Annotated in this window: 16 protein-coding genes and 1 tRNA gene; 14 read left to right on the top strand and 3 right to left on the bottom strand. The window is 27.6% G+C overall.

Annotated elements, in window-relative coordinates:
- Positions 1–280: 280 nt before the first annotated feature.
- Complete coding sequence (locus tag CLCY_RS01375) at positions 281–910, top strand: HDIG domain-containing metalloprotein (protein ID WP_242844922.1); 630 nt, start codon at positions 281–283, stop codon at positions 908–910.
- A gap of 270 nt (positions 911–1,180) precedes the next feature.
- Here the strand turns inward: CLCY_RS01375 and CLCY_RS01380 are convergent, their stop codons facing one another.
- On the bottom strand, positions 1,181–2,449 hold the full coding sequence (locus tag CLCY_RS01380) for a ComEC/Rec2 family competence protein (protein WP_048569354.1): 1,269 nt from the start codon (positions 2,447–2,449) through the stop codon (positions 1,181–1,183).
- 500 nt (positions 2,450–2,949) lie between these two features.
- On the opposite strand from CLCY_RS01380, the gene CLCY_RS01385 reads away from it, so the two are divergent.
- From CLCY_RS01385 to CLCY_RS01415, 13 genes are all read left to right on the top strand, one after another.
- On the top strand, positions 2,950–3,846 hold the full coding sequence (locus CLCY_RS01385) for a GGDEF domain-containing protein (RefSeq protein WP_048569355.1): 897 nt from the start codon (positions 2,950–2,952) through the stop codon (positions 3,844–3,846).
- A 226-nt stretch (positions 3,847–4,072) separates the two neighbouring features.
- A complete protein-coding gene (locus CLCY_RS13565; protein ID WP_048569356.1) occupies positions 4,073–4,258 on the top strand; it encodes a GNAT family N-acetyltransferase in 186 nt (61 codons plus the stop codon).
- A gap of 823 nt (positions 4,259–5,081) precedes the next feature.
- Positions 5,082–5,282 carry a hypothetical protein gene (locus CLCY_RS01395; RefSeq protein WP_048569357.1) on the top strand — a complete coding sequence of 67 codons (201 nt, stop codon included), beginning with the start codon at positions 5,082–5,084 and terminating at the stop codon, positions 5,280–5,282.
- Positions 5,283–5,623: 341 nt separating this feature from the next.
- A complete protein-coding gene (locus CLCY_RS13665) occupies positions 5,624–5,785 on the top strand; it encodes a hypothetical protein (RefSeq protein WP_161797084.1) in 162 nt (53 codons plus the stop codon).
- A 279-nt stretch (positions 5,786–6,064) separates the two neighbouring features.
- The gene (locus CLCY_RS13670; RefSeq protein ID WP_161797085.1) at positions 6,065–6,232 is read left to right on the top strand and encodes a hypothetical protein; all 168 of its coding nucleotides are present in this window, start codon (positions 6,065–6,067) and stop codon (positions 6,230–6,232) included.
- A 161-nt stretch (positions 6,233–6,393) separates the two neighbouring features.
- Positions 6,394–6,543: a hypothetical protein gene (locus CLCY_RS13675; RefSeq protein WP_161797086.1), complete on the top strand. Its 150-nt coding sequence runs from the start codon at positions 6,394–6,396 to the stop codon at positions 6,541–6,543.
- 14 nt (positions 6,544–6,557) lie between these two features.
- Positions 6,558–6,884, top strand: coding sequence for a hypothetical protein (locus CLCY_RS01400; RefSeq protein WP_161797087.1), 327 nt, complete (start codon positions 6,558–6,560; stop codon positions 6,882–6,884).
- Between the two features lie 432 nt (positions 6,885–7,316).
- A tRNA-OTHER gene (locus CLCY_RS13570) sits at positions 7,317–7,404 on the top strand.
- A gap of 246 nt (positions 7,405–7,650) precedes the next feature.
- Positions 7,651–7,902, top strand: coding sequence for a hypothetical protein (locus CLCY_RS01405; protein WP_048569359.1), 252 nt, complete (start codon positions 7,651–7,653; stop codon positions 7,900–7,902).
- 146 nt (positions 7,903–8,048) lie between these two features.
- A complete protein-coding gene (locus tag CLCY_RS13680; RefSeq protein ID WP_161797088.1) occupies positions 8,049–8,216 on the top strand; it encodes a hypothetical protein in 168 nt (55 codons plus the stop codon).
- 75 nt (positions 8,217–8,291) lie between these two features.
- Entirely contained in the window at positions 8,292–8,459 is a 168-nt protein-coding gene (locus tag CLCY_RS13685; protein WP_161797089.1) for a hypothetical protein, read from the top strand.
- Between the two features lie 165 nt (positions 8,460–8,624).
- The gene (locus CLCY_RS13940; protein ID WP_048569360.1) at positions 8,625–9,338 is read left to right on the top strand and encodes a replication-relaxation family protein; all 714 of its coding nucleotides are present in this window, start codon (positions 8,625–8,627) and stop codon (positions 9,336–9,338) included.
- A gap of 479 nt (positions 9,339–9,817) precedes the next feature.
- A complete protein-coding gene (locus CLCY_RS01415) occupies positions 9,818–12,565 on the top strand; it encodes a transcriptional regulator (protein WP_048569361.1) in 2,748 nt (915 codons plus the stop codon).
- Positions 12,566–12,608: 43 nt separating this feature from the next.
- Here CLCY_RS01415 and CLCY_RS01420 read toward each other — a convergent pair whose 3' ends face one another.
- Positions 12,609–14,288: a recombinase family protein gene (locus CLCY_RS01420; protein ID WP_048569362.1), complete on the bottom strand. Its 1,680-nt coding sequence runs from the start codon at positions 14,286–14,288 to the stop codon at positions 12,609–12,611.
- A gap of 215 nt (positions 14,289–14,503) precedes the next feature.
- Complete coding sequence (locus tag CLCY_RS01425) at positions 14,504–14,812, bottom strand: hypothetical protein (protein ID WP_048569363.1); 309 nt, start codon at positions 14,810–14,812, stop codon at positions 14,504–14,506.
- Positions 14,813–14,839: the final 27 nt, after the last annotated feature.

The raw sequence follows: 14,839 nt of genomic DNA on the forward strand, positions 1-14,839 counted from the left end.
CGGACCCGGCTCCAACAACGGACCCGGCTCCAACAACGGACCCGGCTCCAACAACGGACCCGGCTCCAACAACAGACCCAGTTCAATCAACTGATCAAGCTCCTGTAGTAGAGCCAGTTGCTTAATGAAATAGAATAAGAATTAACTATATTATATATAAGTTATCAAAAGCTAGCATTATGTAATGTTGGCTTTTTCTATTGTTTGGAAAATGAGCATAATTATTATGAGAAACGGAATACTATCAATAAAATAAATTATATAATTAATTTTTAAGGGGATGAGTAAAAGTATGCTTAAACATTCTAAGAATAGTCTTTTTGATGAAATAAATACTCATATACTAGAAGATAAAACTCCATCAGAGTATTTTAATGAAATTTCAAAAACTTCATTATTTAGAGAATATCCATTTGAACTATTATATAAATTAAAACAAACAGAGCAATCTCCAAAACATCATCCTGAGGGAAGTGTATGGAACCATACAATGCTTGTTATAGATGAAGCAGCAAAGGTTAGAGAAAGAAGTAATGATATAAAGGCATTTATGTGGGCAGCATTACTACATGATATAGGAAAGCCTGGTTCAACTAGAATTCGTAAGGGAAGAATAACCTCATATGATCATGATAAGTTAGGATCAAGTTTAGTGAGAGAATTCTTAAAGGAATTTACTTCCGACACTGTATTTATTGATAAAGTATCAGCTTTAGTTAGATGGCATATGCAAATTTTATTTGTAGTTAAAAACCTACCCTTTGGTGATATTGAATCTATGAAAAAAGAAGCGGATATAGAGGAAGTAGCTCTTTTAGGCTTATGCGATAGACTAGGGAGAACAGGGACTAATAGAGAAGAAGAAGAAAATAATATTAAAGTGTTTATTAAAAAATGCAAAGAATATTAAAATGAAAAAACTAATGAATAGGATTAAATTAAATACATTTGCTATAGTATAATTTAAAAAAATAGGCCCTTACTTTATGATTAGTAGGTGCCTATTTTTATTTTAAGATATTCATATTAGATGTTATCATAATTGATAATCATCTAATCCTAATAATTTTATAATTATAAATGATAGTATCATAAGCTAGTACAAAGAATTAAAGGCATTTTTTCCTTTGTACTATATGAAATGACTGGAGCGATACTATTGCTTTTTTAGGTGATGAATCTAATTAATACAAACATTACAAGGGTCGCCATGACCAGAGCTTATGGCTTCTTGCACTGTTCCTGAAAGTATAGTCTTGCTTCTTGATAGTGTTCTACAGTTAGTAGTTGAGTGGTATGACTTACCCTTAGGGGTAAAGTAGACCTCTCCTTTACTTGTATTAGTAGACGGATTTTTTTTAGGAAGGGTTACTGTTACATTACTATCCGATTTTTTGCTTGAATTCGTAACCTCATGGCTTAAAGTATTACCTAAGTTACTTGTAGACTTTTTGCTTCCATTGCCAGGGGATGTATAGCTACTTGGATTAGAATTAAATGTTATTATTTTTCCATCTGAAGTTGCAATAATAGTACCATTTTCATCTGTTCTATAAACCTTTATAGACTTACTCTTTAATTTATCCATTGTTTCCTTATGTGGGTGTCCATAGGAGTTACCTTTTTCAGTCATAATAACGGAATATTTAGGATTTACCTTATTTAAGAATGATGTTGTAGTAGATGAGCTACTTCCATGATGTCCAACTTTTAGAACATCAGCAGCTAAATCATAACCTTTATTAATCATTTCATTTTCGCTTATATCCTCTGCATCACCTTCTAGCAAGAAAGATGTGTTTTTATATGCTAATTTAAGAACTATGGAGTTGTTATTTAAATCCTCATAATTGTTACTATTAGGTGCCAGTATGGTTGTATTAGCAGTATCAAGAGTGAACTTTGAACCTGGAGTTGGTGTTGTAATTTTTAGTCCCTTACTTTTAATTGCATTCACTACATCCATAAAGGTTTTAGTTGTATGTGATACTTTAGGCATATATATTTTACCTATACTGAAACTTTTTATAACTTCGTCAAGTCCACCAATATGATCCTCGTGTGGGTGTGTTCCAATAACATAATCTAAATTATTTATCTTTTGTCTTTTTAGATAGTTGATTACCGTACTTGAATCAGCATTATTTCCAGCATCAACAAGCATATTAACTTTTCCATCTTGAATTAATATACTATCTGCTTGACCAACATTGATAAAGTGTACCTTAAATATTGAAGAGGTATTGCTGTTATTTTGTTTTATATTATTTTTATCTAGCGATTGATTTGCTGGAGTATCCGTTGTGTTAGTTACACCTGCTTCCTTATTTATATTATTACTTGGACTATCAGATCTACTTGAAACTTGAGTACATCCTGTAAGTAATGAAAATAGTAAGGCAAGGGTTACTGCAAAGGATAAGAATTTAATATTTTTAAATTTATTCATTTAGTGTTCTCCTATAATATGTCAATTTATTAGGTTATTCTACATAAAGTATTATAGTGGATAAATATATAAAATTAAAAGAATATATTAAGATTTAATTTAGAATCTTACATATAATTATAGATTCAAAATAGTATGGAATATTAGAGAAGAATTAAAATGGAATTACAAATGAGATGCTTAAAGATATGTATAAAAAGTAGAGTTAGTATATATTAACAATTTGTTTTTTATATTATATAATAATAGTTGATATGATAATTTATCTAATTTAGATGAATTATGGAACAAATAAAAGCTTTCTAATATGGTGAATTTTATGTATTTAAAAAATAATTAAATTTAAAAATTATAGAATATGGGTTAGATTATAAAAGAATTATATTAAGAATAATTATTTTATAAAAAACCAATGCAAAAATAGTAAAATATTATCTTTGTATTGGTTTTTTATTATAAAGTAGCTTTTAAAGCTAGTTATATAAATTGGGGGAGAGAAAATGGATAGCAATTTGATATCTTTAATTGACAATTTATCAATGTTAACAAATCTATATGATGTTGTAAGGATAGTAGATCCTTTAATCAAAAAAACAATATATTATGATAAAAGTAAAGGTAAGGTTGAAATTTCAAATAATAATTGTTATGATTTTTGGAAATCTAGTGAATATTGTCCTAATTGTATATCTATAAGAGCATATAATGAGAATGATACTTTTGTAAAAATTGAATATAACAAAGAAAAAATTTATATGTTAATGGCATCACCCATAACTATAGGTGATAAGAAATATATTTTTGAAATGTTCAAAGATATAACAGATACAGGTATTATAGAAAATATTTATAATAAAACAGTTGCAGAGATTCAGTATTTCATAAAGGAAATGAATGATAAAATTATCAAAGATGAATTAACAGGAATATATAATAAACGTTTTATTTATGAAAGGTTACCAATAGAGATCTTAAAAAGTAAATCCTTAAAATTTCCACTATCAATAATAATGACAGATATAGATTTTTTTAAGTCTGTAAATGATAACTATGGGCATTTAGCAGGTGATTTTATATTATTTGAATTTGCTTCACTAATTAAGAGTTCAATAAGAAAAGATAATGATTGGGTAGCAAGGTATGGAGGAGAGGAATTTATAATTGTTTTAGTCAATACAGATAATAATACTGCTTTTAAAATATCGGAAAAGATAAGAAAAGCGGTAGAGGAAAAAGTTTTTGAATTTGATGATAACAAAATTCAGATTACATCAAGCTTTGGTATATATACATTAGATGAAAATAACTTTAATTTAGATATAAAAGCGATTATAAAGTATGCTGATGAAAAACTATATGAAGCCAAAAGAACTGGTAGAAATAAGAGTATAAAATAGGGTGTATATTTAATAGCATGGATTAGGAGAATATGAAGAAATGTAGAGGTAATACAATAACTCCTAAAAAACAAACTATGTTTAAGTAGAATAGTATGTATACGCTTTTGTTGGTCTATATATGTAAAATTGATATATAGTATATTAGAGTATTATAATTGATATTATCATAAATGATAAAACAAACCATAAAACTATATGTAATAAAAAAAGGAAAGATAACAGTGTGGAATCACTTTATAAGTTTTTGAACAATTATAGCTCATTGTACGCAGAACATAATGGGAAAATAATAGGCTGTATAGGTATAGTAGGCCATGGAGAAAGAGCTCAACTTCGCTGGTTCTTACTTGATCAACATTATCGTGGGATTGGTCTCGGTAGGAAACTATTGCAAGAAGCAATAGATTAAAAATGCTAATTTATCTAATTGAATTAATGAAAGTTCTTCTAATACCTCACCAATTATTAATAGAGTGAATAATTTATAAAAAATACAGTGTTATTCAGAAGTGAATTTTATGGTATTTCCTATACCGTAAGATAATGATTTAATGTACCCAAGAGTAGGAAGTACTATTACAACTAGTAATACTAAGCCACCCTATAAGCCCAATATTACTAGTGCACCTAGGCTTATAGAAGGAAAGGCATATACAGTTTAGTATAACTCTACAAGTGATTGTCTTTTTATCAAAGCTAGTGCTATTGGAACATTAACATCTTACAAGGTACTAGCAAGTGAAATTTATAGTACAGAAGCAGAACACTCTTTTATAAGGGTGTTTTTTATGGTACTAGTAGATACTAATGTATATTTATATAAATTAAGGTTGTCAATGGTTAAGAGTATATAAGGTTGATATGAGAAAAATTTTTTGTAACTAGTTCATTAGATTATATTTGGTATTTATGTTATAATATTAAAGGAATAGGATTATGAGGAGTAGATATTATAGAAAAGTTTGTTTGAAAATCTAATGATGCTGCTGAAAGAATTAGAAAAGCAATATTAGATTTGAATTTAGAAAAAGAAAGAAGAGGTTCTAATAGAGAACTAAAAGAGTTTATGCAGAAATTTAAAAACGGAAAAAATATATGATAAGTTTAATAGATTAAGCATATACAGCTAGGTTTAAAACCCTAGCTTTTTTTATGCCTATCTTTAATGAAAGAAGGTTTAATATGAAAAATTAATTTTAGTGTTACAGTATCTGGTGAAATGAGGTAGATGAATGAATGTTATAAAGATTGTTAATATCACAGGATTAACGTTATGTGTACTAGGGTCTATTATAGTAGGCTTAATTACAACAAAGGGAAGACCTAAACCTGGGCAGGTAGTTAGGTTTCCTAATTATAAATTAGATAGGATTGGGTGGATCTTAATTATATTAGGTTTCAGTTTATCACTTATAGCGGCTATTTCTGCATAATAGAAAAAATTTGTGAAGTGGCAAATAATAGAGAGGAATTAATAAATTAATATGGAACTTTAAAAAGTAGGAAGTTTAATTTTCATTGCCATATCTTAATTATATTTAAAAAATTAGGATGTACAGTTTACATACCTAGTTTTTTTAATTGTTATATGTACATATTAGTGTATATTAAGGACTAGGAATGTCCAGAAGTGTATATAAACTACGTTTTAAAAACAGTCTTAATGAGTGTTACTTTATTACATTATTAAAAATAATTACTATATTAGTATCCTTTAATTCGTCAAATTAATATTCTATGATTGGAAATACTAAAATTAAGAGGTGATAAAATCATGGATATTACAAATAGAGAAGAAACAAATCCCATTCAAAGCATAGCATTGAGTTCTAATAACACATCAGAGAAGGTTAAGGATGCGATTATAGAAATGAATATAATGAGAGGACAAAAAGTTTCTAGAGACGAGCTAATTAATCTGATAGAAAATTATTAAAAGGTTCTCCAATAACCTTATATATTAAAAACTAGGATGTTTAAGTTTTACATTCCTAGTTTTTTATTTTGATTGATATGTTGCATTAGTAGTTAATAACAGATATTAGTGTAAACTAAGCTGTATCAATGGCTAAGAGCATATAGTATTGATATTAGGAAAATTACTACAATAAGAAAGAAGCTAAAATAATGACGAAAATTTTATATATTTTCTCTCTGTAATTCGATAAATTAATCATAAATGGCTAGGTATACTATAAGTAAGAGGTGATAGACGATGTATTCTACTTATCAAGAAGAACTAGAGGCTATTAAAAGAATAGCTTCAAGTGTGGGTACCCCAGCAGAAAAAATTAAAGAAGCGATTATAGAGATGAATATAATGAGAGAAAAGAGAATTTCTAGAGAAGGTTTAATGAACCTTATAGGGGATTATAAACATTAAAGAGTCTAACATAATTTTTAATATATCTGAAAAGCTAGGATGTTTAAGTTTACATACCTAGTTTTTGTGTTTTAAGAAGTATTTTAGTAAATTTCTCAAATAAATAAGCTTAGAAGGATACCTTATATAAGGTGTCCTTCTTTTGTTAGGAAGGTGAGTAAGTGCCTGAAGAAAAAGCTTGGCAAGAAACTAGAGAAAATATTCTCTTAATAAAAAGTACACTAGAAAACATAGTGGAAACAACGGAGCTAAAGCTTTACGACGAAAAGATCAAATTTGCAAACAATCTTAAGATTCAAGTTGAGAAATGAAAGTAGAGCTAAAGATGATAATAGGTATTCAATCTTACAGAAATGGCAGCTATAATAATAGAACCTTTCTTCAAAGGATATACAAATTAAAAGAAGATGGTTTTGCTACTCAAGAATTAGTAAGCAGACTTCCACATCTTACTGAAATCGAAAAACGAGACTGTATTACGGTAATGCAACGCATATTAATATATAAGGGATTCCTAAGTAAAAACTCTGATACAAGGGTAATAGGCCCAGCGAATAAGAATGCTATTAATAAGTTTAAAAAAGCATTGGATATAGAAGAAAATAATGTACTAATAGATGGGGATACATCGAGAAAACTTCTAGAATATTAGAATAAAGTTTGTAAAAAGATAATAAATATTATATAATAGTGTATGTTTAGTAACAAAATATTCCTCTAGTATCTTATGCAATTCTTTTAAAAAAGTTTAGATAACAGATTAAGCTCTGTTACCTCTTTTTTATTTATATCAATCCCTTATGCAAATACAATAAAAATAGAAAAATCACAAAGATTAGGATGTCATCTCTATGTTTACTGTGTATTATGTCATAAATAACATTATCATAATTGATAACTATCATTCTTTAAACTAATTAACAAATAAACTTTCTAAATAGAAATATTTCTACCATTAGGAAATTGATTTATGTATCGTTATGGATAATGATATTCTGGAATAAAACTCGAGGGTAGGGGTACAACAACTATTCACGAGTTAATCCAGGTCCTTGGGTGGGCATTTGTCCAGGGGTCAAGCCTTGGAATGTTGTTCGAGTGGTTTAATATGATAGTTTGCTAAACTATTTAGATTAAAGCTTACACAGGTTCGAATCCTGTGCATTCCTCCATGTAGAATATAAATATAAAAAAGCACTTATACCCGAATATGGTTAAAAGGGAACAGGATGTATTAAGAATCCTAAGAAAGCAGCTTACAATAAGGTGTATAACAAAACCAGTATAGGATTATTTGATTTAATAAAGAGGTTATTTAGTTAAGAGCTCCTTAAGGGGTTCTTTTTTATTGATAGAAAAAGTAAAATGATATAAAGTGGAATAAAGGATTAACATGTTGAAGAAAGGGGGGAGATATTATGGTAGAATTAAGCCCTATAGAAAAGGAAGCACTAAAAAGAACTATACTAGGTAGATTGAAAGAGGGATTAAGAGTATCACCAAATCAAATGGATATGGATAAAGTTACGTATGATGTTATAAAAAACAACTCTATGTTTGCTGGTGACCCTAGGAATATACAATTAACTACTAAGGGAGAGCAAGAAGCAAGAGAAAATAATTATACAATTAATTTTCCTATAAACTTGGAAAGATTAGAACAATTATAATGATAATTTGAAAGCACTTACCTTATATGTAGGTGCTTTTTATTATGTATAAAGAATTCAAGCATGAGTGTTATAACAACAGGTAAAGAAGTTATGGGCTACATAGATAAATGTTGCAAGAAAGCGAATGAGAAAAAGGTGATTGAATGATAGTTGATATTATAGCATTATCATTGATATTTACCTGTGCTTTAGAGTGTATATATGATATTGTATTAATGTTTAAGGATGAGGCTAGGTTTAAGAGCTTTGCTAGTGCTGTAAGGATGGGAATAATAATATCAATATGTCTAGCGGTACTAGGTAGTGTATAAGCAATATAATGTAATATTATAGAAGGAATTACCTTCTTTCTTTTAGAATTATGTTGTGAGAAAGAAGGTGATAGAATGAATAACGAAATGATAAAAGAAATTGTTGTAGCTATGGTTCAAAGTGGAGTGATAACTCCAAGTAGCGATATAGAAAAAACAGCAAAGAAAGTTACTGATTTAATCAAGATACTTAAAAAAGAGATAGGTGAAAACCAAGAAAGCGATACTTTTGTAGCATATTAGAAAAAGGAGCCCCAATAGGGGTTCTTTTTTTATTGAAGGTAATTATGAGTAATGATACTATAGAGTTCAAACTAAGGTTGTAGAAAGAATAAGTAATTTGCAATAGTTGGAAGGAAACCCTTTGTTTTTGTAGAAATATGTTGTAAGAAATGGAGGGAAGAAATTATGAGCAACTCAGCCTGGACACTTTTTATTCTAAACTCTCCATATGATAAGTTTCTAATGTCTGGGGAAAGTACAGACTCTTTATATAGAAATGTAATGGCGGATATTATATTTATACTTGGAGAAAGTAGAGCAACATATCAAGATAGTGCTAAGGGTGGAGCACAATTTATTATAATTGAGTTTGCTAAGGAGTATGGGATAACTATTTCTCAGTGTTATGAGATGTTTTTTAATCATTCCCGTTATGGTATGGACCTTGCTAGAAAGAGACTTAAAATCTTGGAAGAGAGAGGTTACCTACTAAAGGGTAAACCATGGGATACAAATAAGACTGTTTACTATATTGGACGTATACCTTCTACTCACAGAATTCTACTTGCAGACTTTTATTCAGAGCTTATTTATGAAGGTGCTGTTATAATGGAGTTTATCCCAGAGTATAAAACTAGTGAGTTAAGGGCGGATGCATTAATAAGATATATTTATAAAGGGTATGAGGTAATCCAGTTTATAGAAGTGATTCTAACTCATAAGCTTAATATTGAAAAATATGAAAGGTTAAAAGATACTGGTGAAGTTCAAAATAAGTATGACATATTCCCTTCTTTGATTATCTTAGATCATAATCCTATAGCGTATAAAAGCAACAATATTAAAGTTGCTTATGTAAATCATAACCTTGATAATTTTAAAAACGTAGTACTTCCTTAGGTACTTTTTCATGTACGGAATTCTATACTTTTGTATGGTATAGTTGGACAAGTCTTTAAACCTTATCACTCAATGCTTTAACTATTCTTCAATGTTTGCAATTATTATATAATATTTGTTATTATTGTATGTAGTGATTTTACTAGTATAATATATTTAAGAAGCATTAAATTAACTGAATTATTTACTCGCTAATTAGAAAGGTGGATTTACAATTGATTAAGATACAAAGTAGAAAAAGTTTTAATGAAATATATGACAATTTAGATAAGAAAAAAGGTACAGGAAAAACCTTTAATTTAATAACATACGGCTGTCAAATGAGCTCATAATAGAGTATGTACTTTAATTTTGTCTAATGCCCAAATAATAAGAAGTGATGATTTAGTCAAGTTGAAGTAATCAGATTATTTTGAAAATACATCAAATAAGATGAGATAATTTTAAAAGGATAACTTAGATAATTGTAGGTGATAAATTTGGAAGATTATATTTCAATAACAAATAAAATTAAGGTTTTTATAAGCTCAAGATGTGGAAAAGAGTATGAAAATTATAATAAAGTAAGAAGACAGTTGAAAACATCTATTGAATCAACTGGTATAGCAGATGTTTACATATTTGAAGGTGGTGGATCTTCCACTCAATCAGCAGAACAAAATTATTTATATGCATTAGATGATAGTGATGTTTGTTTGTTTCTAATCGATAATGCTGATGGTGTTACAGATGCGATAGTAAGAGAAATAAATCGAGCTAAGTCTCATCCAAAAAAATCTTTGTACCTATTTTGCAATCAAAATGAAAAGAAATCTACGCAAATACAAGAAGAACTAACAGGAGCAAAAGGTGCTAAATATTATGTAATTGATAACTTTGAAGACTTTGCTAAGCAAGGTTATAAAGATTTAATTAATGATATATGTAATATATACAGGAACTATTGTAAGAATAGACTTACAGATACCGAATTCGGAGAATATAAACATGATAAGTTAGAAACAGGAGAAGTTGATATAGGCTTGTTGGAAAAGCGTATTTTAGAAAGAACTGATAAGTCTAAATCATATATTAGGAATGTAATTCACTCAATAAAACAAGAAATAAATGATAGTAAAGAAATCGATAATTATTTTGAGCAATTTCTAAAAGTTCTTTGGGGTGAAAAGAGTATTAACGAGTTTAATATAGGACTATTTTTAGAGTTCTTGAAAAAAGAACAAAATGAGGATATAAATCAAGTTGTTAAATTAAGATGGCAAGCTATTCAATTTTATTGGATAGATGACTTAAACACAGCACTTAATTATTTAAATGATGCTCTTATTTTAGCAAAAGAGAAGGATTTACCTAGCTGGTTTATTCAAGATATTTTGATAGATTTAAGAAATATTCAAAATTTAAAGGGTCAATTAGAAAATAAATTCTTTATAGAGAGTGATGCACAAAAGGAGTTAAACTCTATGTCCCAAGGATTATTTTATCCTCTTATTGACAAATATGAAAAATATCTATATCAAGAAATTAATAAGGAAAATAGTAAGAACAGAACTAAATCTCCATATAGTGTTAGGTTAGGGAATAATTTAGACGTTTATGTTAAGTATTTAAATAATATCTACGTTATTGCAGCATTTAATGGATCATTAACGCAGATGCTATTATTAAAAAATAGAATTAAAGATGTAGCGTTTCAATTATGTGAAGAATATGAAGACTGGGAATTTAGAGTTTTGTTATTAAAAATGTCTATGGTTATTGATGATAGTAAACAAACAGAAAGATATATTTCTTACTATAATAATGTTATGGGAAAAATGAACTCTAAAGATGCAAATGAAATTTATAAATTTACAGATTCTATTCCTATAAAAACTGAAAGATTAAAGTCAAAATTCCAAGTATTTAAGCACTTAGGATATTTTTTTAGTGATGATGATTATGACTTAATATTAAGTAATCTGATAGAGGAAACTTATGACTGGATAGAAAAAGAAGATAGAGTAGTTTTATTAGGTAATATTATTATAAGTTCTATTCAAGAAAATAAATGTAGAATAAATTCTAATATAATTGTTGAAGTATGCATAAAAATTCTTAATAAAAAGATGTATCGTTTTTATGATAATATTTTTGATTTATTGGAAACATTGGAGCTGAAAGAAGTTAGAAATGAATTATTAGATTCACTTTTAAAAGAATATATATGTATCATTTTAAATAAAGAAGTGGCTAGTAAAACTAATAGATTATTGAATGCAGTTATAAGTTTTAGGAAGCAGAAGAAAGAAGGAACTGAAAAAATTGATCAAATTGTTCAAGAGAGTATGAATGAATCAGATATTGAAACGTACTTTTTAGAAACAACTAATAAGAATGATGATATATATGTAATGAAGTATATACAGGAGATAAAGAATAATATTAAAAGGCAAGGAGAAAACGGTAAATATAGTATAAAAGCATATGATTCCTATATAATAATTAAAAATATTTTAGAGGAAAATCATGAAATAGTTGATGTTAAGATTCTTGATGAGATAGTAAACGTTTGTGTAGATTCATTGATTGTAAAAAATCTTACATTTTTAGAGAAGATAAGTGCAATCCAACTAATCATCTATATAAAACTTAATTTTACTAAGATAGACTATAATTATGAGGATTTATATGACATATTACTAGAAAATGAACAAACATTATTTGTTGCTGTAAGTGATATAATTCAAAAATATTCTGAGATAACATTGAAATTTAATTATATAATGTTGCAAATACATTTAAAAAAATTAAATATTGGAGATTTGATTAATATATTATTGGAAGTTAATAATGAAGAAGAATTTGAGAAAATACAATGTTTGCATTCAATTATAAATGCTTTTAATAAAGAATTTTTTGAACAAATTGATTATAATATTCAAAATATATTTACTCAATTTGTTTTGAACATGAAAAATGATAATAATCAAAATATAAGATATTTAGTAGTTAAGGCAATATTAGAAATGATTACTACAGAAAATAAAAGTTATATGTTAACAGAACTGTCAAAATCAATGGATTATGATAATGTATTTATTAAAAATCTTATTATAAATAATTTTAATAAATTAAGTGATATAGATTCTGATATTACAGCTTTAATGATAAAAAAAGCAAAAGTAGATAATCATTATTTTGTACGGGAGAAAGCAAAAAAGTATATTGAAAAAAATACAATATAATTTAGACAAATATAATTGTACATATAAAGCTAAAGAGCTACCATTACTGGTAGCTCTTATATATAAATTTATGTTCTAATCCATCTTTGAATAAGATAGAGTCAATTCTATCATTTTTTACTATTATCTTTTCTATTATTGTTAATATAAACTCCCTTAGAGTTTCCTTATTTATTCTCATATCTAACTCTCTATATTCTATATCAGCACTTCGATTAGATATTTCATTCATCATTATGAAGTAGCTTGATTTTTTTAGAAATTCTATATCATTTACACCACCTAAAGATTCAACCTTACTTTCACTTATTTTATCATCTATAGCTTTTATTTTATCTTCAAGTTCCCTAGTCTTTACTATATACTTCTTTTGGCTCATAGAGTTATCTGAGAATAAATATAATTCTTCAAGTCTTTCTAATGCTCGAATTAACTTGTTCTTTTCATATTCAAGTTCAGATGTATCTTTCTTAATAACAATGTGTTTCTTTGAAGAATACTTAATAGTATTAGAATTGTAGGAAAATAAGTACTTATAATAAATTGCTTCAAGTGACTTAGGATCTAGTCCAACTACATCTGAAAAGATATTTCCTTTAAGCAATAATTTTTCAAATTCATTGATACTTATCTGATTTTTAATCGACTTAGTAACATTAACTATATTGGCTATATAGTTAAATATAAATGATCCTAAGCCCATCTCATTTAGTATTTTTGCTTTACATCCAAGGCCATTATTTCTATTTAAACATATATATGTGGAAGGTCTATAACCATTTTCTCTAGCTCTATCTAATTTAGAAGAGTAGCTAGAAGCACATTCTCCACACTTTATAAGGCCAGCTAATACATGAATATTAGGTTTACCACGATAAAAAGCTACATTCCTTTGAGCATTCTTATCCATGATTTTATTACACTTCTCCCATTGTTCAGCTGATATAATAGATTCATGATTATTATCAACTAGAATCCAATCCTCTTGTTTTTTTATTTTCCCCCTAGCAGATTGTCTATAGTTATATCTATAAGTTCCTTTGTAAAATGGATTGCGAAGTATATCAGCTATAACTTTAGTAGTCCATTTACCACCTCTTTTAGTTTTATAGCTATTTGAATTGAGAAAGTGCATTACTTTAACTGTACTTTCAGTTTCTTCATACACATTATAAATATGATTTATTACTATAGCTTCATCTTTATCTATCACAGGAAACTTCCTATCTTCATCCCACTTATAGCCTAAGGGGCATGGGGCACCATTCCATAAGCCTTTAGTTGCTCTGTCCAGCATTACCTTGGACACACGCTCAGATGTCATTTGTCTTTCAAGCTCAGCAAATACCAGGATAATTTTAAGCATTGCTTCACCTATAGCATTTGATGTATCAAATTGTTCATTTTTACTTATAAAACTTACATTATAGTTTTTAAGTTCCTGGTACATATCAGAGAAGTCTAAAAGATTACGAGATACTCTATCTATCTTCCAAACAACAAGGTGGGAAAACTCCCCAAGTCTTATTCTAGACATCATGTTCTGATATGCAGGTCTTATAGTATTCTTAGCACTATAACCAGCGTCTTCGAAGATTTCATGTTCATCTATACCTAATACATACTTTGAGTAGTTTATAAGTTCCTGACGTTGAAATGGAAGAGAATCCTTATCTAACTGATGATGAGTAGATACTCTTATATAAAGAGCAGCCTTTTTCAATATTAACATCCTTTCGCAAGGGTAGAGTAGTGCAAAACAAAAACTCATATAGAGACATAAAAGTCCTACATGAGTTTCATGGGTTCGTTTGAGTTAATTAAAATCTAACACGTTTGAGTGTAGTTGTCAATTACTTATTAATGAATATTAAATTTAATTCTTTAAAACTTATATAAGAATTAAATTTATACTAATACTAAGATATCAATTATTCATTATACACAGTTTTCGGTATTTATAAACTTTGATCTTAGATTAGATAATTCAGCAGAACGATTAAATAAGTATTCTTTTACATTTCCTTCAAAATAGTAAATTTCATTTAAAAAATTATCAAAATTAAACTGATAGTAGAAGGAAGTTCTAGTTTGGGATACATCACATATAACCTCAGCAATAATACCGTCATTGTTTTTTGCATATTTTATTTCATGATAATTGTCTAATTTTAAGTTATCTATAAGGTTGTATGGAGTGAGTATTTCATTATATGTTAAATCGTATATCTTATCTATTATAGTCATATAATCTCCCCTCCTTTACTTTGTACT

Origin of the sequence: Clostridium cylindrosporum DSM 605, from assembly GCF_001047375.1 — a bacterium.
Classification (GTDB): domain Bacteria; phylum Bacillota; class Clostridia; order Clostridiales; family Caloramatoraceae; genus Clostridium_AB; species Clostridium_AB cylindrosporum.

Bases quoted from the DNA above. Each gene is read 5' to 3' on its own strand.
- CLCY_RS13685 (WP_161797089.1), top strand. From the start codon at position 8,292: ATGAATAACGAAATGATAAAAGAAATTGTTGTAGCTATGGTTCAAAGT.
- CLCY_RS13680 (WP_161797088.1), top strand. From the start codon at position 8,049: ATGATAGTTGATATTATAGCATTATCATTGATATTTACCTGTGCTTTA.
- CLCY_RS13940 (WP_048569360.1), top strand. From the start codon at position 8,625: ATGAGCAACTCAGCCTGGACACTTTTTATTCTAAACTCTCCATATGAT.
- CLCY_RS01375 (WP_242844922.1), top strand. From the start codon at position 281: ATGAGTAAAAGTATGCTTAAACATTCTAAGAATAGTCTTTTTGATGAA.
- CLCY_RS01385 (WP_048569355.1), top strand. From the start codon at position 2,950: ATGGATAGCAATTTGATATCTTTAATTGACAATTTATCAATGTTAACA.
- CLCY_RS13665 (WP_161797084.1), top strand. From the start codon at position 5,624: ATGGATATTACAAATAGAGAAGAAACAAATCCCATTCAAAGCATAGCA.
- CLCY_RS01380 (WP_048569354.1), bottom strand. From the start codon at position 2,449: ATGAATAAATTTAAAAATATTAAATTCTTATCCTTTGCAGTAACCCTT.
- CLCY_RS01400 (WP_161797087.1), top strand. From the start codon at position 6,558: ATGATAATAGGTATTCAATCTTACAGAAATGGCAGCTATAATAATAGA.
- CLCY_RS01395 (WP_048569357.1), top strand. From the start codon at position 5,082: ATGAATGTTATAAAGATTGTTAATATCACAGGATTAACGTTATGTGTA.
- CLCY_RS01405 (WP_048569359.1), top strand. From the start codon at position 7,651: ATGGTAGAATTAAGCCCTATAGAAAAGGAAGCACTAAAAAGAACTATA.
- CLCY_RS13670 (WP_161797085.1), top strand. From the start codon at position 6,065: ATGTATTCTACTTATCAAGAAGAACTAGAGGCTATTAAAAGAATAGCT.
- CLCY_RS01425 (WP_048569363.1), bottom strand. From the start codon at position 14,812: ATGACTATAATAGATAAGATATACGATTTAACATATAATGAAATACTC.